The following is a 19804-nucleotide window of genomic DNA, read 5'->3' on the forward strand; positions in this document are numbered from 1 at the left end:
TCCTTAAGCCTTGGGCATGTACTCTGAGCATTCGGGCGCCCGCCCGTCGCCGGGGGGATGAAGCAAACCGGCCTGATGAGAAACGCTTTCGGGGAAATGACCAAATTGAAGAAACTAGCATCACCATTCATTGCCATCGCCCTGCTCGCCGGTTGCGCCACGCCGCCCGGCCGCATCCAGCCGCTTGCCTACGCCAGCAATTGCCCGCCCAACGCGGCGCAACAACTTGCCGCCCTGTCAACGGTTCAGCAATCCGCCGCGACGAATGACGCGCTTGGCGTCTTCCTGATTGGCTTGCCGGTATCCAGCATGGCCGGCGGCGACCATGGGGCGGAAATCGCCCGTCTGAAAGCTTGCACCATGGGGCGCGGCCCTAACGTCATCATGACAGGCCAGTAACGTTTTGGGGGATTGGTTCGCGCCAATCCCTCTCATGCGGGGAAGGCCCTATCGAGATAGTCCGGGTGCACGGAAGGGCTGCAACCCCGTCATCCCCTGTTCATCCACGCAATACCTTTTCATAAGCGGTCGAGAAACGATTCCACCGCATTCGGTCACAGTGGGCCAAGGAACGCGATTCTGGTCAAGGGTGGCAGGATGGCTTCGGAAGCAGATCATTTCGCTACAAGGCAAAAAATGCGATTTGCCGCAATGCGGCCTACAGTTGCGCGCCTGAGAGTGCCATTATCTATTTGATTTTGTTGAGGTTTTTTGGTGCCCCCGGAGAGACTCGAACTCCCGACCCTCTGATTACAAATCAGATGCTCTACCAACTGAGCTACAAGGGCAGCGGCGTCCGATTAGCACAAACCTCCGATCTGTAAAACGAAAAAACAGCCCCGCGCGATAATTTTACAGTTTTTTTGATCGCCGGGCGTTTTGCCAGATCAGTCGCGGCGTGCTAGGCGATACGTCCTCAGTCATTCGCGCATGCAGGCAGCCATGAACCGGAAAATCGAAACATTTGCTTTTCTTTCCTCAGGCACGCCGGATTCCGACGAGGCGCAGCACGATCTGGCCCGGATTTACGGTCACGCCGAAGCAAGGGACGCCGATGTCATCGTTGCGCTTGGCGGCGACGGTTTCATGCTGCAGACGCTGCAGAATTACATGAACCAGGGCAAGATGATCTACGGCATGAACCGCGGGTCCGTCGGCTTCCTGATGAATGAGTACAGCGAAGCCGGGTTGAAGGAGCGCGTGGAGGCAGCGCATGCCGAGACGATCCGGCCATTGAAGATGGTCACGGAGTCAGTCGAAGACGGCGAGTTTACGGCATTTGCACTCAATGAAGTCTCCCTGCTGCGCCAGTCCTACCAGGCTGCGAAGATCAGGATCACCGTCGATGACAAGGTGCGGCTGGAAGAATTGATTTGCGACGGCGTCATGGTGGCAACGCCCGCCGGCTCCACCGCCTACAACCTCTCCGCGCAGGGGCCGATCATCCCGCTCGATGCGCGGCTGCTCGCCCTCACCCCGGTTTCCGCCTTTCGCCCCCGCCGCTGGCGCGGGGCTCTCCTGCCCAACCGGGTGACGGTGCGTTTCGATATTCTCGAACCGGAAAAACGGCCGGTCAATGCCGTCGCCGATCATACGGAAGTAAAGTCCGTTCTATCCGTCACAGTCGAGGAAGCATCTCATTTGCGGGCGACCATTCTGTTTGACAAGAACCATTCGTGGAACGAACGAATTCTCAAGGAACAGTTCCTTTATTGACAACATTAGAATAAAATGGCGCACAATTGTAACAAACTCTTAAATGTGACCACACCTGAGAGTTGACTTTTGCTGGCTCGCGCCGTAACGCCATTGCAGCAAAACGCTGTGCAATTCGAGCGTCTGACGCTTTGGCCGATGACGGACCGCACCGCAATGACTGCAGATAGAAAGTTAAACCTCCTTTGACCACCTTTGCCGATCTGGGCCTTTCACCGAAAGTGCTCAATGCTGTAGAAGCAGCAGGATATACAATTCCGACACCGATCCAGGCTGGCGCCATCCCGCATGCGCTGCAACGCAAGGATGTCCTTGGCATCGCGCAGACCGGAACCGGCAAGACCGCCTCTTTCGTATTGCCCATGCTGACGCTGCTGGAACAGGGCCGTGCCCGCGCCCGCATGCCGCGCACGCTGATCCTCGAGCCGACGCGCGAACTCGCTGCGCAGGTCGAGGAAAACTTCGTCAAATATGGCAAGAACCACCGTCTGAACGTCGCGCTGCTGATTGGCGGCGTGTCCTTCGACGATCAGTTGCGCAAGCTCGAACGCGGCGCAGACGTCCTGATCGCAACGCCCGGCCGCCTGCTCGACCATTTCGAGCGCGGCAAGCTACTCCTGAGCGCTGTCGATATTCTCGTCATCGATGAGGCCGACCGCATGCTCGACATGGGTTTCATCCCGGACATCGAGCGCATCTGCAAGCTGATCCCCTTCACCCGCCAGACGCTGTTCTTCTCGGCCACCATGCCGCCGGAAATCACCAAGCTGACGGAACAGTTCCTGCATTCACCCGTCCGCATCGAAGTTGCCAAGGCGGCAACGACGGCCAAGACGGTTGAACAGAAGCTGGTCAAATCCGGCAAGAAGGATTGGGAAAAGCGCGCCGTGCTGCGCGACCTGATCCGCGCCGAGGACGAAGGCCTGAAGAACGCGATCATCTTCTGCAACCGCAAGAAAGATGTCTCCGAGCTCTTCCGCTCGCTCGTGAAGCACGATTTCGATGCCGGCGCCCTGCATGGCGACATGGATCAGCGCGCACGCACCACGATGCTGGCGAGCTTCAAGGATGGCAAGCTCAAGCTTCTCGTTGCTTCCGACGTCGCCGCACGCGGGCTCGATATTCCGGACGTCAGCCATGTGTTCAATTTCGACGTGCCGATCCATTCGGAAGATTACGTGCACCGCATCGGCCGTACGGGCCGCGCCGGGCGTTCGGGCAAGGCTTTCACGCTGGTGACGCCGGCCGATACCAAATATCTGGCGTCGATCGAAAAGCTGATTGGCGAGGATATCATCTGGCACGATGGCGATCTGTCCACCCTGCCCGTCTCGACGGAACCGGATGAGGCACCGCGCCGTGGCCGCGGCCGAGGTAAACCTGAGCCGAAACGCCGGCCACGCAATGAAGGCCGCGAACGCGAGCGACCGCAGTCGGAAATCGATATCATCGCTGCCGCCGAACGGGCGAAGGAAGCCGAAGTTCAGCCAGTCGAGGAGCAACCGATCGTGCGCACCGCGGAAAAGCCGCAAAAAGCCGCGATCAAGGCCGATAACGAGCAGCGCCGCGCTCGCGTCCCGCATACCGAACCGCGTCGCGATCATCGCCGCGACCGCGACGACATGGGTTCAGCGCCGGTTGGTTTCGGTGATGAGATCCCTGCCTTCATGCTGATCGACACCAAAGTCTGAGGTTTTCTCGTGCAGCTACCGGGCGTTGGATGCGGAATCGTATTCTTGAAAGACGCCCATATCCTCCTGCTACAGCGCAAGAAGAGCCCTGAGGCCGGTGCCTGGGGCATTCCCGGCGGCAAGGTGGATTTTCTGGAGACCGCCGAACAGGCTATCCGCCGCGAGGCCTTCGAGGAAACCGGGCTTCAGGCTGGAGCGATCGCGCTCCTCGGCCTCAGCGAACAACTCTTCCATGATGAACAGCAGCATTGGCTGGGTGTCCTGTTCCTGGCGCAGAGCTATTCCGGTGAGATGCAGCTGCTCGAACCCGACAAACATGGCGGGATCGACTGGTTCTCCCTCGACGATCTGCCGGAACGCCTGACCTTGCCGACGCTGCACGCCATCGACCTGGTTCGGCAGCGCGGACTGGCGTGAGCGTTACTTTGCCCGGCGCAATGACGCCTCGTGGGCAAGCCTGGCCCATTCAGTCATGATGTCAGGATCGTCGAAAGCATCTTCGGGAATAGACCAGTACGGCATATCGACGGGTTTTCTCGATTTGCGCTCATAGCGCCATTGTCTGGAGCCAGCAGCTTCGAAAGCGGGCGCCGAAACCTCGTCGGCCTTCAGGAGAATTTCATCCTGAACTTCAAGCGCGATAATCAGCCCTTGGAAATATACCGCCTTGCCGCCAAACATGCGCTTGATGGTGACAGGACCGAGGCCTGAAAACAGATCCTCGATTGCGTCATTGTCCATAACGAAAAAGGTCAGGAAGCGGCGGAAGCCAAGGCTTCGGGCTTTGCCGGTGTGAGTTCAACCGATTCGCCGCAGCCGCAGGCAGAGGTCTGGTTGGGATTGTTGAAGACGAAGCCTGTGCGCAGCTTTGTCACTTCGAAATCCATTTGCGTGCCGAGGAGGTAGAGAACAGCTTCCGGCGCGACGAAGACCTTCGAGCCGTCCTTTTCGACGACATCATCGCCAGCTTTCGCTTCCGTCACGAGGTCGATCATATATTCCATGCCGGCGCAGCCGCCTTTCTTGATGCCGACGCGAATGCCGAGCGCATTCTCGCGCGTCGCCACAATGTCGCTTACGCGCTGTGCGGCGGCGTCAGTCAACGTCATGACAGAAAAACGACCCATTTCTCATCTCTCTTCTTCGTGATCGCGGAACGATCATTCAATGACATAGTTAGTGTTACACAACCGTCACCGCAAGTGTTCAAACTGTCCCGGACCAACAAACTCGACTGGCAGAAGGCTGAAATCATGAACTATCGCCATCTCGTTCTTTGCAGCATAGCCTCGCTGACGCTCAACCTTGCGCCGGCTTTCGCCCAGGAAACGAAACAGCCGGAACAGCCAAAGGCGACAGAGCCTGCCCCCACCGAAACGCCCGCGCCAAAGGAATCAGCCGCGAGCCAGACACCGCCGGAATATCTCGACAATCGCAGTACGCCGGAAACGCTGATCCTGTCCTATTACAACGCGATCAACCGGGGAGAATACGCCCGCGCCTATAGCTATTACGCTCCCGACAATCCGCCGCAGCCCTTCCCGCAATTCCAGGCGGGCTATGATACCACCGCATCGGTGGAGGTGCAGTTCGGAAAGGCCGTGGGCGAAGGCGCCGCCGGTTCCGCCTTTTGGAGCCAGCCCCTGGCGATCAAGTCCGAAGGCAAGGATGGCACTGTTACGGTCTTCAATGGTTGCTATCGCCTCAAGCTCGCCAACCCGGCGATTCAGGGCGTGCCATACGTGCCGCTATCCATACTCGACGGAACCCTGGAGAAATCCGAAAAGCCTTTCGAGGAAAGCGTACCGGAAGGCTGCGAAGCTCCTTAGTACCAGCCGACGGCGACTTGCGCTTCTTCCGACATGCGGTCCGGTGTCCAGGGCGGATCGAAGGTCATGGTAACATCGACGAAACTGACACCTTCCACCGCGCTAACGGCATCCTGCACCCAGCCCGGCATTTCACCCGCGACGGGGCAGCCCGGGGCAGTCAACGTCATTTCGATCTTCACCGAACGGTCATCTTCGATGTCGATCTTGTAGACGAGGCCTAGCTCATAGATATCGGCCGGAATTTCCGGGTCGTAGACAGTTTTCAGCGCGCCGATGATGTCATCGGTCATGCGTGCCAGTTCCTCGGCGGGAATGGCAGATACGGACGCTGTCCCGACCCCGGTATGTACGGAACCGGCATCAGCGATCGGCGCTTCTTCTTTTTCCAGTGTCTCGACTTTGTCGGTCATCGTCATCACCCAAAGAATTTCCGCGCCTTTTCCAGCGCATCGGCGAGAACATCGATCTCGTCTATCGTATTATACATGGCAAATGAGGCACGGCATGTCGAAGTGACGCCGAAGCGCTTCAAAAGTGGTTGAGCACAATGTGTCCCTGCCCGAACGGCAACGCCGGCACGGTCGATCACCATCGACACGTCATGCGCGTGTATGCCTTCGAGTTCGAAGGAAATAATGGCGCCTTTGCCCTTGGCATCGCCAAAAATACGCAAGGAATTGATCTGGCGCAGCCGCTCATGCGCATAATCGCGCAAATCTTCCTCATGCGCGAGAATGGCCGCGCGGCCGATCTTCTCGACATACTCGATCGCGGCGCCAAGCCCGATCGCCTGGGCGATCGGCGGAGTGCCCGCTTCGAAGCGGTGCGGAGGATGATTGTAGGTGACGATATCCTCCGTCACCTCTTCGATCATTTCGCCGCCACCCTGGAAGGGCCGCATCGATTCCAGCATGTTCTTGCGGCCATAAAGCACGCCAATACCGGATGGACCATAAATCTTGTGTCCGGTGAAAATGTACCAGTCGCAGCCGAGATCCTGCACGTCCACCGGCAGGTGTACCGCGCCCTGGCTGCCGTCGACCAGCACGGGAATGCCGCGCGCATGGGCGATGCGGACGATTTCCTTGATCGGCGTGACGGTGCCAAGCACGTTCGACATATGGGTAATGGCGACAAGCTTTGTACGGTCGGTCAGCCGGCTCTCGAATTCCTCGATGTGGAATGCACCTTGATCATCGACAGGCACCCAGACGAGCTTCGCACCCTGACGTTCGCGAATGAAATGCCACGGCACGATGTTGGAATGGTGCTCCATGATCGAAAGCACGATCTCGTCACCTTCGCCGATGTTTGGCATGCCATAGCCATAGGCAACCGTGTTGATCGCTTCGGTGGCGGATTTCGTAAACACGATCTCGTCAACCGAACCGGCATTCAGGAACCGGCGAACGTTTTCACGAGCCTTTTCATAGGCATCGGTCGTTGCGTTCGACAGGAAGTGCAGGCCGCGATGCACATTGGCATATTCATTCGAATAGGTATGCGTGATCATATCGATGACAGCCTGCGGCTTCTGAGCCGAGGCGCCATTGTCGAGATAGACCAGCGGCTTGCCGTAGACTTCCCGCGACAGTATGGGGAAATCGCGGCGGATAGCCTCTACGTCGTAGCTGCTTTGAATGATCTTCGTATCCATATTGCCGCGCTTTCCCGTGTAAATTTGGCTGCGTTCGATCGATCAGACGTGGGTGGCGAGCCATTTTTCGAGAATCGCCTCAAGCGCCTCGACCAGTGGCTCGTTTTCCAGCTCCTCGACGATTTCAGCAACGAAAGCCTTGATCAAAAGGCCACGTGCTTCGTTTTCCGGAATGCCGCGCGCCCGCAGATAGAACAGGTGATTGCCATCGATTTCGGTAACAGTCGCACCATGGCCGCAGGCCACATCGTCGGCAAAGATCTCGAGTTCCGGCTTGGCATCGAATTCGCCATCATCCGAAAGCAGCAGCGTGTTGCAGGCCATGCGGGCGTCGGTCTTCTGGGCGATCTTGTTGACCTTGATCTGCCCCTGAAACACGCCGCGTGCCTGGTCCGTCACCACGTTGCGGATGATCTGCACCGATGTGGTGTTTTCGACCAGATGGCCGAGCGTCATCGTCACATCGGTGTGGCTGTCGCCGCCGAGCAGATTGACACCGCGAAGCTGGAAGTCGGAGCCTTCGCCCTTCACCAGCACATGCACTTCCTGCCGGACAAGCTTGCCGCCGGCATTGACGACATAAAGCGTCAGTTTGGCGTTGGCACCGAGCGTTGCAGTGAACTGTGCCAGCTGCGTGGCATGGACGCCCTGCTCGCGCAGGATGATCCAGGTAATTTCGGCATCGTCGGCAACCGTTACATTGCTGACGCTCGTCGAAAAACCTTCGCCGTCGCCGCCGGTCTGGCGTTCGATAATCGTTGCCTTGACGCCCTTGCCGAACTTGACCGGAAAACGCACATGCCCCTGCCCGCGCAGCTGCGCGTTCTGCAGTTCGAGCGGTGCTTCCAGTTCCACGTCATCGGCAAACGATACCGCCCAGCCGTCCGTGACATAGGCCGCATTGATCTGGCCGATCGCATCGTCGCCGTCACGAATGGCAAGCTGACTGATGACGGAGCCATCGATCAGCTTTTCGCTGAATTTCGTGAATTCAACGCCTTCAACGCGCGGGGCAACAAGAGCCACACCATTGGAAACGGTAGCCACAGCAGAGCCGGCAATAACCGGCGGCAAGGCATTCGTTCCAGCTGTCTCGTCATAGGCGGCAACGCTGCGCAGCAACGTGCGCAGGTCCGTATAGTGCCAGGCCTCGACGCGACGCGACGGCAGGCCCTGCGTCTTCAACGCCTCGATGGCGTTGTCGCGGGCACCGGCGATCTCGCCATCGCCGGGCAGATCGCCCATCCGGTCGACGAAAGCGTCAACCAGCGCCGATTCAGCGGCTGTGGGCTGGCGTCCTGTATGAACATTCATGACACTATTCCTCAAGCGGCCTCGCCGATAATATCGGCATAACCATTTTCTTCCAGTTCAAGCGCAAGATTCTTGTCACCCGACTTGATTACCTGGCCCTTGTAGAGAACATGCACGCTGTCCGGCACGATATAGTCGAGCAGGCGCTGGTAGTGGGTGATGACGATCACGGCCCGGTCTGGCGAACGCAGAGCGTTGACGCCATCGGCAACGATCTTCAGAGCATCGATGTCGAGGCCGGAGTCGGTCTCGTCGAGAACGCAGAGCTTCGGCTCCAGCAGTTTCATCTGCAGGATTTCCGCGCGCTTCTTCTCACCGCCGGAGAAACCAACATTGAGTGGGCGCTTGAGCATGGCAATATCCATGTCCAGCGACGCGGCAGCGGTCTTCACGCGGGAGATGAATTCCGGAATTTTCAGCGGCTCTTCACCGCGCGCCTTGCGCTGGGAATTCATTGCCACCTTGAGGAATTCCATTGTCGCAACGCCGGGTATTTCCATTGGGTACTGGAATGCCAGGAAAATGCCCTTGGCGGCGCGCTCGGACGGGTCGAGCTCGAGAATGGATTCGCCGTTGTAGAGAATGTCGCCTTCGGTGACCTCGTAGTCTTCGCGGCCTGCGAGGATATAGGACAGCGTCGATTTGCCGGAACCGTTCGGCCCCATGATCGCCGCGACTTCGCCTGCCTGGACGGTGAGGTTCAGACCACGAATGATCTCGGTGTCGGTGTCTGCGATCTTCGCATGAAGGTTTCTGATTTCCAGCATAGTACTACCTTTTCGAATTCCGAGGATCAGCCTTGGCGATCCCAATGATAAATCTTGATCCTGTCAGTCGATGGCCCACGCCATCCAAACTATCAACTCTCGCCGCTCAGGCTCTTGAGCCGCTCGACCACTGAAGAGAGCTCCTTGCGCGCCCTTATCAGCTCTGGTTCGAGGACACTTTCGGTCGCGGAGGAAGCATGACCCAACGTATCCGTCAGGTCGTCGATGACTTCGCCCAGCTCCTTGTAGCGCCTGCGAAGTCGGTCGAGCTCTTCCTTCATGACCGGGGCCATTAACCGACTGAGCCTTCGAGGCTGATGCCGATGAGCTTTTGCGCTTCAACCGCAAATTCCATCGGCAGCTCCTGAATGACTTCCTTGACGAAACCATTGACGATCAGCGCAATTGCTTCTTCTTCCGGAATACCGCGCTGCATCACATAGAACAGTGCGTCTTCGGAGATCTTCGAGGTGGTTGCCTCGTGCTCGAACTGCGCCGTGGCGTTCTTTGCCTCGATGTAGGGCACCGTATGCGCACCGCAGTCATTGCCGATCAGCAGTGAATCGCACTGGGTGAAGTTGCGGGCGTTTTCGGCCTTGCGATGCGCCGAAACCAGGCCGCGATAGGTGTTGTTCGACTTGCCGGCCGAAATACCCTTGGAGATGATGCGGCTCGACGTGTTCTTGCCGAGATGCAGCATCTTGGTACCGCTGTCGATCTGCTGATGACCATTCGAAACGGCGATCGAATAGAACTCGCCGCGTGAATTGTCGCCGCGCAGGATAACCGACGGGTATTTCCAGGTGATCGCCGAACCGGTCTCGACCTGCGTCCAGGAAATCTTCGAATTGACGCCGCGGCAATCGCCACGCTTGGTGACGAAGTTGTAGATGCCACCCTTGCCTTCCGCGTCGCCAGGGAACCAGTTCTGCACCGTCGAATACTTGATCTCGGCATCGTCCAGCGCAATCAGCTCGACGACCGCTGCGTGCAGCTGGTTTTCGTCGCGCTGCGGCGCGGTGCAGCCTTCGAGATAGGACACATAAGCGCCCTCTTCGGCAATAATCAGTGTCCGTTCGAACTGGCCTGTATCCCGCTCATTGATGCGGAAGTAAGTGGACAGCTCCATCGGGCAACGCACACCCTTCGGCACATAGACGAACGAGCCGTCGGTAAAGACAGCCGAATTCAGCGTCGCGTAGAAATTATCCGAAACCGGGACAACCGTTGCGAGATACTTCTTCACCAGATCGGGATGTTCGCGGATCGCTTCCGAGATCGAGCAGAATATGACACCGGCTTTAGCAAGTTCCGCCTTGAACGTGGTGACGACCGAGACGCTGTCGAATACGGCATCCACCGCGACGCGGCCGGACTTGTAGACATTGTCGCTCGCTTCTTCTTCATCATCCGGGCTCGGTTCACCAACCTTGCGCACACCAGCCAGGATTTCCTGCTCTTTCAGCGGAATTCCGAGCTTTTCATAGGTGCGCAGCAGTTCCGGATCGACATCGGCAAGCGAAGACGGACCGGTCTGGTTCTTTGGACCGGCGTAATAAACCATGTCCTGGAAGTCGATCTTTGGATAATTCACGCGTGCCCAAGTGGGCTCTTCCATCGTCAGCCAGCGTTCATAAGCCTTCAGACGCCATTCCAGCATCCATTCCGGCTCGTTCTTCTTGGCAGAGATAAAGCGAATGATATCTTCATTCAGGCCCTTCGGCGCCTTATCCATTTCGATAAGGGTTTCAAAGCCATATTTGTACTGGTCCACGTCCAGCGTACGGACACGATCAATAGTTTCCTGCACGGCAGGCATTGGCGTTCTCCATCCACGCGGGGTTCAAGGTCCCGCAGTTGCAAACGTCAAGGCGTATGTCGTCTTGAATATTTGCCTCTATGTAATGTGCAATTGCACGATTTAACACCGGTATTCACCGGATTTTTTGCAATTACCGGCTATTATTTGCCAATAATCGAAATTCTCTACGCCGCATCGGCTGCAGCCGGCTTCGACCGGTCGCGCCGCGCGACGATATTTTTCAGCGCATCGAGGAAAAGCGTGATGTCTTCCTCGCTGGTTTCCGGCGCCGTGGAGACCCGCAGACCACCGGTCCCATCGCCATATCCCATCGCTGCCAGCACATGGCTGGGGCCGACTTTTCCCGAGGAACAGGCAGAACCTGCCGATAGCGCAATTCCGCCGAGATCGAAAGCGATTTGCACGGTTTCCGCCTTCATTTCCGCCAGCGAGAACATGGTGGTGTTAGGCAGCCGCTCGACGTTTTCGCCGTAGATTATGGCGTCCGGTGCGATCGCGCGAATACTGTGCTCTATCGTCTCGCGAGTTCGTGCCGGCCAGCCACCGGAATTCAGACGCTCCCTGGCCACGCGCGCAGCCGCGCCAAAACCGGCAATCACCGGCAAGGCTTCCGTGCCGGCGCGATGGCCTTTTTCCTGTCCGCCGCCGCGAACCAGCGCCTTCGGCATCACAAGATCGGAGACGGCGACAATTGCGCCTACACCCTTCGGTCCGCCAATCTTGTGCGAAGACAGGATGAGATAATCGGCAGAACATGTTGCAATATCAAGTGGAATACGCCCCGCAGCCTGAACCGCGTCAACCACGAACAGCCCGCCAAACTCCTTCACGAGCGCGCCGATTGCTGGGATCGGCTGCAACACGCCCGTTTCATTGTTCGCTGCCTGCACGGCAACCAGAGGCAGGCCCTGGCTGCGATCATGCGAGCCAAGAAGCGCGCGCAAACGCTCAAGATCGAGCAAGCCATTGCCACCCACTGGCACTTTATCGATCTGCTCCGCCGAAAACTGACCGCCGGCAAGCATGCAAGGGTGTTCGCTCGCACTGACATAGAGCCGCGACAGGCGCATCGGCGCCCGCCCCATCACATAATGCGGGGTCAGCAGGGTTGAAGCTGCCTCGGTGGCACCCGATGTAAAGACCACATGATCAGGCTTGGCATTGACGAGGGCAGCCACTTCGCGGCGCGCTGCTTCAAGAATTGCCTTTGTGGCACGGCCTTCCTGATGAACGGATGACGGATTGCCTGTCTGCACAAGGGCATGGACGACAGCATCGCGCGCCGCCGGGATCAGCGGCGCACTTGCATTATAGTCCAGATAGGTGCGATTGGTGGCCATGCCATCCTATTCTTTTGAACTCTGCGCAGTCGAAAAGCGCAATTTTCTTGAAATTCAGCCTCGGACCAGCCTATTAAGCCGCTTCGAGATAAAATTCTACACCAGTTTTGAACGGTTCTAAACTGGTTTTATGGGTGCTGTTGATTGCCGTCAAGCCCGGCCTGTCAAGAACCGCCCTACGGCCAAAGTGGAGTATACATGCCTGAAGTAATTTTCAATGGACCAGCGGGACGTCTTGAGGGCCGATATCAGCCTTCGACGGAAAAAAATGCCCCGATTGCGATTGTCCTCCATCCGCACCCGCAGTTTGGCGGGACCATGAACAACAAGATCGTCTACGATCTGTTCTACATGTTCCAGCAGCGCGGTTTTACGACATTGCGATTCAACTTCCGTGGCATTGGCCGCAGCCAGGGTGAGTTCGATCATGGTTCGGGCGAATTGTCGGATGCCGCTGGCGCACTAGACTGGGTGCAGTCGCTGCATCCGGATTCCAAGACCTGCTGGGTCGCCGGCTATTCCTTCGGCGCCTGGATCGGCATGCAGCTGCTGATGCGCCGCCCCGAGATCGAAGGCTTCATCTCCGTCGCTCCACAGCCCAACACCTATGATTTCTCCTTCCTCGCCCCTTGCCCCTCCTCCGGCCTGATCCTTCATGGCGATCAGGACAAGGTCGCACCGCCCAAGGATGTCCAGGGCCTGGTAGACAAGCTGAAGACGCAGAAGGGTATCACCATCACCCAGAGGACGATGGTCGGTGCCAACCACTTCTTCTCCGGCATGACCGACGAAGTCATTGCTGAATGCTCCGACTATCTTGATCGCCGCCTGAATGGCGAATTGGTCGAGGCCAAGCCGAAGCGCCTGCGCTAAGAAGGCTTTACGAGCACGCCCCCGGACACGGGGGCGTTGCAGCCGGTGGTAGTCGGCCATGTCAGCGGCAATCCATCCAGCGCCCGCACGGCGAGATAGGCCCAGGCTTCGGCTTCCATTGAATCGCCGTTGAACCCCAGATCTTCCGCAACAATGACTTTTGCCTTGGTGGTCGCAGCGCCTTCCGCAAGATCGTTCATGATCGTCGTGTTCTTGCGTCCGCCGCCGCAAACGATCCAGAGCGATGGCTTTTCCGGCGCATAGGCACTGGCCTTGAGGATCGCCTCGGCTGTAACGCGCGCCAGAGTCCGCGCTCCGTCCGCCAGCTCGAGATCGCCAAGATCTGCAAGGGTAAAGTCATTGCGGTCCAGCGATTTGGGCGGTTTGAGGTCAAAGAATGGTTTCGTAAGATAGCGCGTAACAACATTGGCAATGATCTGGCCCTCGCTGGCGATCGAACCGCCCGCGTCGTAGGCGATCCCCGCCTTGTCCGACACCCATTGGTCGATCAGCGCATTGCCCGGTCCGGTATCGAAAGCGATCGGGTCGTCACCACCTGAAATGATCGTGATGTTGGAAATGCCGCCGATATTGACGAAGACGACCGGCTTTCCCTTGCCGAGTTCGGCGGGAATGCGGGCTGCAAACGCCTGATGGTAAGCCGGCACGAGGGGCGCGCCCTGCCCGCCATGTATCATGTCATTGGCCCGCATGTCATAGACGACCGGAATGCCCGTCATATCAGCCAGCATCTTGCCGTCGCCAAGCTGAACGGTCAGGCTTTCCAGAGGCCGGTGCAGGACCGTCTGTCCATGAAAGCCAATAATATCAACGTCATTCTTGCCGATCTTATGATCAGACAGGAACTTGAGCACGGCGCCGCCGTGGCGCTTCGTCAGTTCCTTTTCGACAGCTCCCAGCAAACCTGGACGCTGGTCTCTTGTCCTGATCGATTTCGCATCCTCAAGACCGGCTTCGATCTGGCGCCGAAACGCAGTTTCATACGGCACGAAGTCCGAAGGACCCCGCCGGACCTCGGCGTCGCCGTCGGTTTCAATGAGGGCGATGTCGATTCCGTCCATGGAGGTACCGCTCATCAGTCCGATTGCACGCCGTATCGCTGCCAAGACACTGCCTTTCTTGTGATTCGATAAAGAATGATGTTAAACGGCTCCGTCTCACACGGCACGCATTTCGTGCACGCCGATTCAATCAGGAAAATGTCCATGTCTGCCTTCAAATCCGAATTTCTGCACACGCTTTCCACGCGCGGCTTCATCCATCAGACCTCCGACGATGCGGGTCTGGATGCGCTCTTCGCCCGGGAAACCGTGTCAGCCTATATCGGCTTTGATCCGACAGCCTCCAGCTTGCATGCGGGCAGCCTGTTGCAGATCATGATGCTCCATTGGATGCAAAAGACTGGTCATCGTCCGGTCGCCCTGATGGGCGGCGGCACCGGCATGGTTGGCGACCCCTCCTTCAAGGACGAGGCGCGCAAACTGATGACGCCGGAAACCATCCAGCACAATATCGATGGCATCAAGCGGGTTTTCTCGAACTACCTGAGCTTCGGCAATGGTCCGAAAGACGCGCTGATGGTCAACAATGCCGAATGGCTGTTGCCGCTCAACTACCTCGAATTCCTGCGCGATGTCGGTCAGCATTTTTCCGTCAACCGCATGTTGTCCTTCGACTCGGTAAAACAGCGCCTCGATCGTGAGCAGTCGCTGTCCTTCCTCGAATTCAACTATATGATCCTGCAGGCCTATGATTTCGTCGAGCTGAACAAGCGCTATGGATTGCGCTTGCAGATGGGGGGCTCGGATCAATGGGGCAATATCGTCAATGGTATCGACCTTGGCCATCGCCTCGGGACGCCGCAGCTCTACGCCCTCACCTCGCCGCTTCTGACCACCTCGTCGGGCGCCAAGATGGGCAAGTCGTTGAACGGCGCTGTCTGGCTCAACGCCGATCTCCTCAGCCCCTATGATTTCTGGCAATACTGGCGCAACACGGAAGATGCCGACGTCGAGCGCTTCCTCAAGCTCTACACGACATTGCCGCTGGACGAGATTACCCGGCTCGCCTCCCTGGGCGGCGCGGAAATCAACGAGACAAAGAAGGTTCTGGCGACGGAGATCACAGCCTTGCTTCACGGTCGTGCCGCGGCCGAAGAAGCAGCGGAAACCGCGCGCAAAACCTTCGAGGAAGGCGCTTTGGCAACCAATTTGCCGACCATCGAGATCGCCACCGGTGAACTCGAAGCCGGAATCGGGATCCTGACACTTCTCGTCAAGGCAGGCCTTGCCGGATCGAACGGCGAAGCCCGCCGCCACATCCAGGGTGGCGCAGTGCGGGTCAACGACCTCGGCATTGCCGACGAAAAGGCTAAAGTTGGGACGTCCGACGTTACTGCCGACGGCGTCATCAAGCTTTCGCTCGGCAAGAAGAAGCACATTCTGGTCCGGCCGGTCTAGCACGGCAGTCGATGCCGATAATCTCTCCCCTTGCGGGAGAGAAAGGATTTTCTTGGATTAGCCTCTTTGCTAAATCCTTAGAAAATCCAAGTGAGGGGATTGCATCTATCGCGCTGAATCCCCTCTCTGGCGATTTCTAGCACTTAGCAAGCGCCAAGATGCTGAAATCGCTTTCTCCCCACAAGGGGCGAGATAAGCGGGCTTTCTACTGAAACTCGAAGATCGAGCGGAAAATACCAGGCGCAATCACCGAGATTGGATTGACGGTGATCTGCGGCTGCTTCAGCGGGCCAGACAATTTGTAAGTGATGCCGATCAGCCCGCGATCACGGCCATTGCCAAGGAACAGTCCAAGTATGGGTAGATCGCTTAACATGCTGTTGAGGCCATAGGCGGGCATGAATGTTCCAGTGAGGGACATATTGCCCTGCGGATCGCTGAGTACGCCCTGGAATGTCGTGCCGATGGTCGAGCCGCGAATGACGCCATTGGCGAGATTGATGTAGTTCGAGCCTTTTTCGATCTGCGAGAAACCGCGATCGAATGTGACTGTCGAAACGTCGATATTCTTCTGCACCGCATCGTTCAGGCTTGTGCCGTTCGGCGAAGTGGAAACGAGCTTGGCAAGACGGGGTTCATTGACCAGCGTGAAGTTCCGCGCATCGACCTGGCCGCGCAACGGGCCGTCGCCCTTGGAATCCAGCGCGACGCTGATGCTGCCGCCCGACATCTTGTCATAGAAGCCGAAGAAGCGCAGGACCGCGCCGGCATCTTTTGACTGGAGGCTGATGGACCGTGCGCCGCTTTCGGAACTGTCCGTGGCAATCGCCTTTTGCCCGGATTTCGTTATCGCGTTGAATGCAAGACCGGAGACGTTGGAACCTACCCCTTCATAGGACAGCGAAACATTGCGGAAGTTTTCCGAATAGAACCCCGCCACCTCGTCAATGTCCGCATTGACGAGGACACGCTGTTTGCTATCGCTATCGGCACCTTTTTGTTTCTTGTCGGTGATCTGGTTGAGCAAAGGGCGTGCGTCGAAGGATGTGCCGTTTACATCGACACGATACCCATACTTTGTCCGGGCGACCTTCACGGCGATATCGTCGCCGCGATTGAGCTTTACATTGCTGAAATCAGCGGAGGTCAGATCGCCACCCACGACCTTCACATCGCCACGCAAACGAAATGTGTCGCCGGATACATCCAGATCTCGGATGTTGACGTTGTCGCCGTCCTGCTGCAGCGCGAATTTGGCGCTCGCCTTGACCCCGGCCCCCTTGGTCCAGCCCAGTTGCGCCAGCTTGATTTCGGCCTTTGTCAGATCGGCTGTGGCGAGCCGCGAGCCGTCGGCAGCCTTGTCGATATCGACCGATATCGGACCGGCAAGCAGCGGATCGAGCGCCGGAAACAGTGCATTGCGGGTCTTGTCATCGAGCTGGAGCGTTACGCTCTGTTCACGCTTGGCTGTATTGCCTCCCAATGGCTCGAACAGCTTCACTTCAGCCGGTACGCCATTGAGCTGCGCCCTGGCATCGATGCGCGCCTCGTCTTTCGTGACGAACAGTGTTCCATCGGCATCGGAGATTGTCTGCCCGTCGATCTTCTTGGCAATCGAAACATCGGATAGCGCCATGTCGGCCGACCATTTAAGGCTGCCCTCCGGCGAATGGCGCGTAACCGGGAATGTCACAAGGACATGGGTCTTCACATTGCCCTTGATGTCTTCCGGAGCAAAGGGAAGGTTTTTCAGACCATTGATCGGTTTGAAGCCGATGATTTCCGCAACTGCAGAAGCATCTCCCTCCAGATTGAGGTCCAGTTCGGACAGAACCGGCCTTTGCGGACCCCACGGAATGATGAGCGTGCCATCAACAATCCGCGCCTCGCGATTGTTCGGGGTAAACGACGAACCTTTTTCCAGATTGATGGTCGTATAGGCGCCGCGCACGCTGATCTTCCCATCGGCATTGCGAACAGGCGGCAGATCACCAACGATATCGAAGCGTGAATTTTCGATCGCAAAATCGACCTGGACCTCATCGGGTTTCAGCGGCGGCGGTTTTCCCGGTCCGTCGAAACGCCCGGCAGCAAAAATCACGTCGATCCTGCTATCCTTCGCTGTGCCTCCATAGAGATTTTCCAGCACCCAGCGGCGGGCTCCCGTGGCAACCCAGACCGGCCACAGCTGCTTGGCGTGGGAAACCGGCATTTTGGGGATGCGCAAATCCAGGGTCATGGCGGGCGAGCCCTTGCCAAAGGTCGCACCGGCCTGGCCGTAGAGTTCGCTTTCGCCGTTGCCGCGCACGGCGATTTGGGAGACATCAAACTGCTTTTGCGCCGGATCATACCGCCCAGCAACCCGCGCATTGAACGCCAGTGCCGGTTCGGTGGAGTCCTTCGGCGCCGAAATCGCCTGCTGCGTGATCAATTCGAACCGGTAGCCGGGATTGGCCTGTACAGCTGCGTCCGCCGGGCGTGGCTCCGGCCCTACCGCACCCTCGACGACACCCTTGAAAGCGCCGAAATGAATGTTGGACGGCTTGATCTCGATCTTGTCGGTGCCCGACACATGTTCGAAATTGATCTGGGTCCCGACGTCCATGTCGTCGACATTGCCGACAGTAACCAGCCCCTCACCTATATTGAGCGCACCCCGTACACGTGAAGGTTCGGACGCAGTCGCGGCGATTCCGTCCAGCTTCACCTCGGCTTCGTTAGCATAGGCAAGATATGCTCCGTCCGGCTTGATACCGTCCATGTCGGGAACAGGTGCCTGGCCAAACTTGCCGACCAGCGGGATCTTGCTGATAGCCAGCGAGAAGGCTTCGATTTTTTCGCCAACTGCCGAACGTTTGGCCTGAGCGGCAATATCGATTTCCTTGCCTCGCCATTCCACCGTGCCCTTAATTGACACCGGCCCACCCGCCTCCGACAGATCGAGATTGACGATGCGCAGGCGCTCCGGCGCTCCGGCAATCGTGAAATCAAACGACGTATCTGAAATCGTGATGTCGCGTGTCTCGCGCTGGTCGAGCAGGGAGACCGCGCTCTCGAGGCCAGCGAAGATCGCATTTGTCGCGCCATCGAGATCGACCAGGCCGCGGTCATCGATGGGCACGAGAGCCATGAAATCGAAGGGGACTTGCGACGTCACCTTGATCTGCGCGCCGTCCAGTTCGAGCCGCTCTACCTGCACATTTCCATGCAGCAGCGGCAGGGTCGCCAGACCGATGCGGACCGAGCGGACATTGTTGATCTCGATGCCACGCTTGGCGTCGGCAATATTCACGTTTCGGGCTTCGAGGGCGACGTGGCGGCGCTTATCAAGCGAAATCTGTGCGGACTGGATCGTCGCGACGGCTTCCGGGCCAAGGACCGTCTTCAGCGCCTGCTGAGCGCGCTGCGTCAACGCCTCGCCTCCAACGCCAACGCGCAGAATCACGAAGGCGATTCCGGCAAGTACAGCAATCAGAATCAGGAAGGAGGAAGCGGCACCACAGACGAATCGCACGCGAGATCGCCTTGGCGGCATCACCACGGGAACCTCGCCTTGCTCGAAAGCCGAAGGGTAATGATGCAGTTTTGTGAAGTCTCGCTTTGTAAAACGGACTTTTTCCGGTTTCTCTGTCAAATTCCCAAGCCAATTGAGGAATCAATTGGGAAACCGTAGACGATTCCCGTGCCTCTCTATAGTTGCGTAACTGAGGCGCGCATTCAATAATCAAAAGAAAGGCATTCCTATGACGGCTTTGGATATTGGCAGCAATGCTCCGGACTTCACCTTGCCGCGCGATGGCGGCGGCACGATTACCCTTTCAGGTTTACGCGGAAATCCGGTCGTCCTCTATTTCTATCCCAAGGACAATACCAGCGGCTGCACGCAGGAAGCGATCGAGTTTTCGGGGCTTAAACCGCAATTTGAAAAGCTTGGCGCAAAAGTCATCGGCATGTCGCCGGATCCCGTCAAGAAGCACGACAAGTTCAAGACAAAGCACGACCTGAAGGTTGAGCTGGTTGCCGACGAGGATAAGGCCATCATCGAATCCTACGGGCTCTGGGTCGAGAAGAGCATGTATGGCCGTAAATATATGGGCGTGGAGCGGACAACCTTCCTGATCGATTCGGACGGCAAGATCGCGAAAGTCTGGAACAAGGTCAAAGTTCCGGGTCATGCGGCCGAGGTACTCGAAGCAACCAGGGCTCTGCAGGCATAATTTGCACGTTTTTTGAGTGAAACGCACTGCCCCGTCAGGGTTTGTTAACCCTAACAGAGTGTAATGTTTTCATAAATTGAAGCTGCAAATCGACG

The 19804-nt window shown here is 57.7% G+C and carries 19 protein-coding genes and 1 tRNA gene; 8 read left to right on the forward strand and 12 right to left on the reverse strand.

Annotated features, from left to right (window positions below; all coding sequences use genetic code 11):
• Positions 1–105 precede the first annotated feature (105 nt).
• Entirely contained in the window at positions 106–399 is a 294-nt protein-coding gene (locus tag BLM14_RS09810; protein WP_133123853.1) for a hypothetical protein, read from the forward strand.
• 313 nt (positions 400–712) lie between these two features.
• On the opposite strand, the gene BLM14_RS09815 is transcribed toward BLM14_RS09810, so the two are convergent.
• Positions 713–788: transfer RNA gene (locus BLM14_RS09815), tRNA-Thr, on the reverse strand.
• Positions 789–942: 154 nt separating this feature from the next.
• Here BLM14_RS09815 and BLM14_RS09820 point away from each other — a divergent pair.
• The 3 genes from BLM14_RS09820 (at position 943) to BLM14_RS09830 (ending at position 3824) form a co-directional block, all read left to right on the forward strand.
• Positions 943–1716 carry an NAD kinase gene (locus tag BLM14_RS09820; RefSeq protein WP_100001179.1) on the forward strand — a complete coding sequence of 258 codons (774 nt, stop codon included), beginning with the start codon at positions 943–945 and terminating at the stop codon, positions 1714–1716.
• 185 nt (positions 1717–1901) lie between these two features.
• Positions 1902–3407: a DEAD/DEAH box helicase gene (locus tag BLM14_RS09825; RefSeq protein ID WP_099999187.1), complete on the forward strand. Its 1506-nt coding sequence runs from the start codon at positions 1902–1904 to the stop codon at positions 3405–3407.
• Positions 3408–3452: 45 nt separating this feature from the next.
• Positions 3453–3824, forward strand: a complete 372-nt coding sequence (locus tag BLM14_RS09830) for an NUDIX domain-containing protein (protein ID WP_237143502.1) — start codon at positions 3453–3455, stop codon at positions 3822–3824.
• A 3-nt stretch (positions 3825–3827) separates the two neighbouring features.
• Here the strand turns inward: BLM14_RS09830 and BLM14_RS09835 are convergent, their stop codons facing one another.
• Together BLM14_RS09835 and sufA are read right to left on the reverse strand one after the other, a co-directional pair.
• Positions 3828–4148 (reverse strand): TfoX/Sxy family protein, encoded by a 321-nt coding sequence (locus BLM14_RS09835; RefSeq protein ID WP_099999189.1) that lies wholly within the window; start codon positions 4146–4148, stop codon positions 3828–3830.
• 11 nt (positions 4149–4159) lie between these two features.
• Entirely contained in the window at positions 4160–4534 is a 375-nt protein-coding gene (gene sufA / locus BLM14_RS09840) for a Fe-S cluster assembly scaffold SufA (protein WP_099999190.1), read from the reverse strand.
• A 126-nt stretch (positions 4535–4660) separates the two neighbouring features.
• On the opposite strand from sufA, the gene BLM14_RS09845 reads away from it, so the two are divergent.
• Positions 4661–5236: a hypothetical protein gene (locus BLM14_RS09845; RefSeq protein ID WP_133123852.1), complete on the forward strand. Its 576-nt coding sequence runs from the start codon at positions 4661–4663 to the stop codon at positions 5234–5236.
• Here BLM14_RS09845 and BLM14_RS09850 read toward each other — a convergent pair.
• The 7 genes from BLM14_RS09850 to BLM14_RS09880 form a co-directional block, all read right to left on the reverse strand.
• Positions 5233–5649 carry an SUF system Fe-S cluster assembly protein gene (locus BLM14_RS09850; protein ID WP_204252004.1) on the reverse strand — a complete coding sequence of 139 codons (417 nt, stop codon included), beginning with the start codon at positions 5647–5649 and terminating at the stop codon, positions 5233–5235. The genes BLM14_RS09845 and BLM14_RS09850 overlap by 4 nt on opposite strands.
• 5 nt (positions 5650–5654) lie before the next feature.
• Positions 5655–6896 carry a cysteine desulfurase gene (locus tag BLM14_RS09855; protein WP_099999193.1) on the reverse strand — a complete coding sequence of 414 codons (1242 nt, stop codon included), beginning with the start codon at positions 6894–6896 and terminating at the stop codon, positions 5655–5657.
• Between the two features lie 42 nt (positions 6897–6938).
• Entirely contained in the window at positions 6939–8210 is a 1272-nt protein-coding gene (sufD, locus tag BLM14_RS09860) for a Fe-S cluster assembly protein SufD (protein WP_099999194.1), read from the reverse strand.
• A gap of 11 nt (positions 8211–8221) precedes the next feature.
• Positions 8222–8977 (reverse strand): Fe-S cluster assembly ATPase SufC, encoded by a 756-nt coding sequence (gene sufC / locus BLM14_RS09865; RefSeq protein ID WP_099999195.1) that lies wholly within the window; start codon positions 8975–8977, stop codon positions 8222–8224.
• A gap of 92 nt (positions 8978–9069) precedes the next feature.
• A complete protein-coding gene (locus BLM14_RS09870; protein WP_133123851.1) occupies positions 9070–9258 on the reverse strand; it encodes a hypothetical protein in 189 nt (62 codons plus the stop codon).
• A gap of 11 nt (positions 9259–9269) precedes the next feature.
• Entirely contained in the window at positions 9270–10796 is a 1527-nt protein-coding gene (sufB, locus tag BLM14_RS09875) for a Fe-S cluster assembly protein SufB (protein ID WP_099999197.1), read from the reverse strand.
• Positions 10797–10963: 167 nt separating this feature from the next.
• Positions 10964–12139 carry a cysteine desulfurase family protein gene (locus tag BLM14_RS09880; RefSeq protein WP_099999198.1) on the reverse strand — a complete coding sequence of 392 codons (1176 nt, stop codon included), beginning with the start codon at positions 12137–12139 and terminating at the stop codon, positions 10964–10966.
• 198 nt (positions 12140–12337) lie between these two features.
• Between BLM14_RS09880 and BLM14_RS09885 the strand changes: the two genes are divergently transcribed.
• Positions 12338–13012 (forward strand): alpha/beta hydrolase, encoded by a 675-nt coding sequence (locus BLM14_RS09885; RefSeq protein ID WP_099999199.1) that lies wholly within the window; start codon positions 12338–12340, stop codon positions 13010–13012.
• Here the strand turns inward: BLM14_RS09885 and BLM14_RS09890 are convergent.
• Positions 13009–14109: an anhydro-N-acetylmuramic acid kinase gene (locus BLM14_RS09890; protein WP_237143503.1), complete on the reverse strand. Its 1101-nt coding sequence runs from the start codon at positions 14107–14109 to the stop codon at positions 13009–13011. The two genes, BLM14_RS09885 and BLM14_RS09890, sit on opposite strands and share 4 nt — an antisense overlap.
• 129 nt (positions 14110–14238) lie before the next feature.
• Between BLM14_RS09890 and tyrS the strand changes: the two genes are divergently transcribed.
• Positions 14239–15492 carry a tyrosine--tRNA ligase gene (gene tyrS / locus BLM14_RS09895; protein WP_099999201.1) on the forward strand — a complete coding sequence of 418 codons (1254 nt, stop codon included), beginning with the start codon at positions 14239–14241 and terminating at the stop codon, positions 15490–15492.
• A gap of 205 nt (positions 15493–15697) precedes the next feature.
• On the opposite strand, the gene BLM14_RS09900 is transcribed toward tyrS, so the two are convergent.
• Complete coding sequence (locus tag BLM14_RS09900; protein ID WP_157929511.1) at positions 15698–19006, reverse strand: YhdP family protein; 3309 nt, start codon at positions 19004–19006, stop codon at positions 15698–15700.
• A 229-nt stretch (positions 19007–19235) separates the two neighbouring features.
• Here BLM14_RS09900 and bcp point away from each other — a divergent pair, with 229 nt between their 5' ends.
• Positions 19236–19709 (forward strand): thioredoxin-dependent thiol peroxidase, encoded by a 474-nt coding sequence (bcp, locus tag BLM14_RS09905; protein WP_099999203.1) that lies wholly within the window; start codon positions 19236–19238, stop codon positions 19707–19709.
• Positions 19710–19804 lie beyond the last annotated feature (95 nt).

The sequence above is a fragment of the Phyllobacterium zundukense genome (genome assembly GCF_002764115.1).
Lineage (GTDB): Bacteria > Pseudomonadota > Alphaproteobacteria > Rhizobiales > Rhizobiaceae > Phyllobacterium > Phyllobacterium zundukense.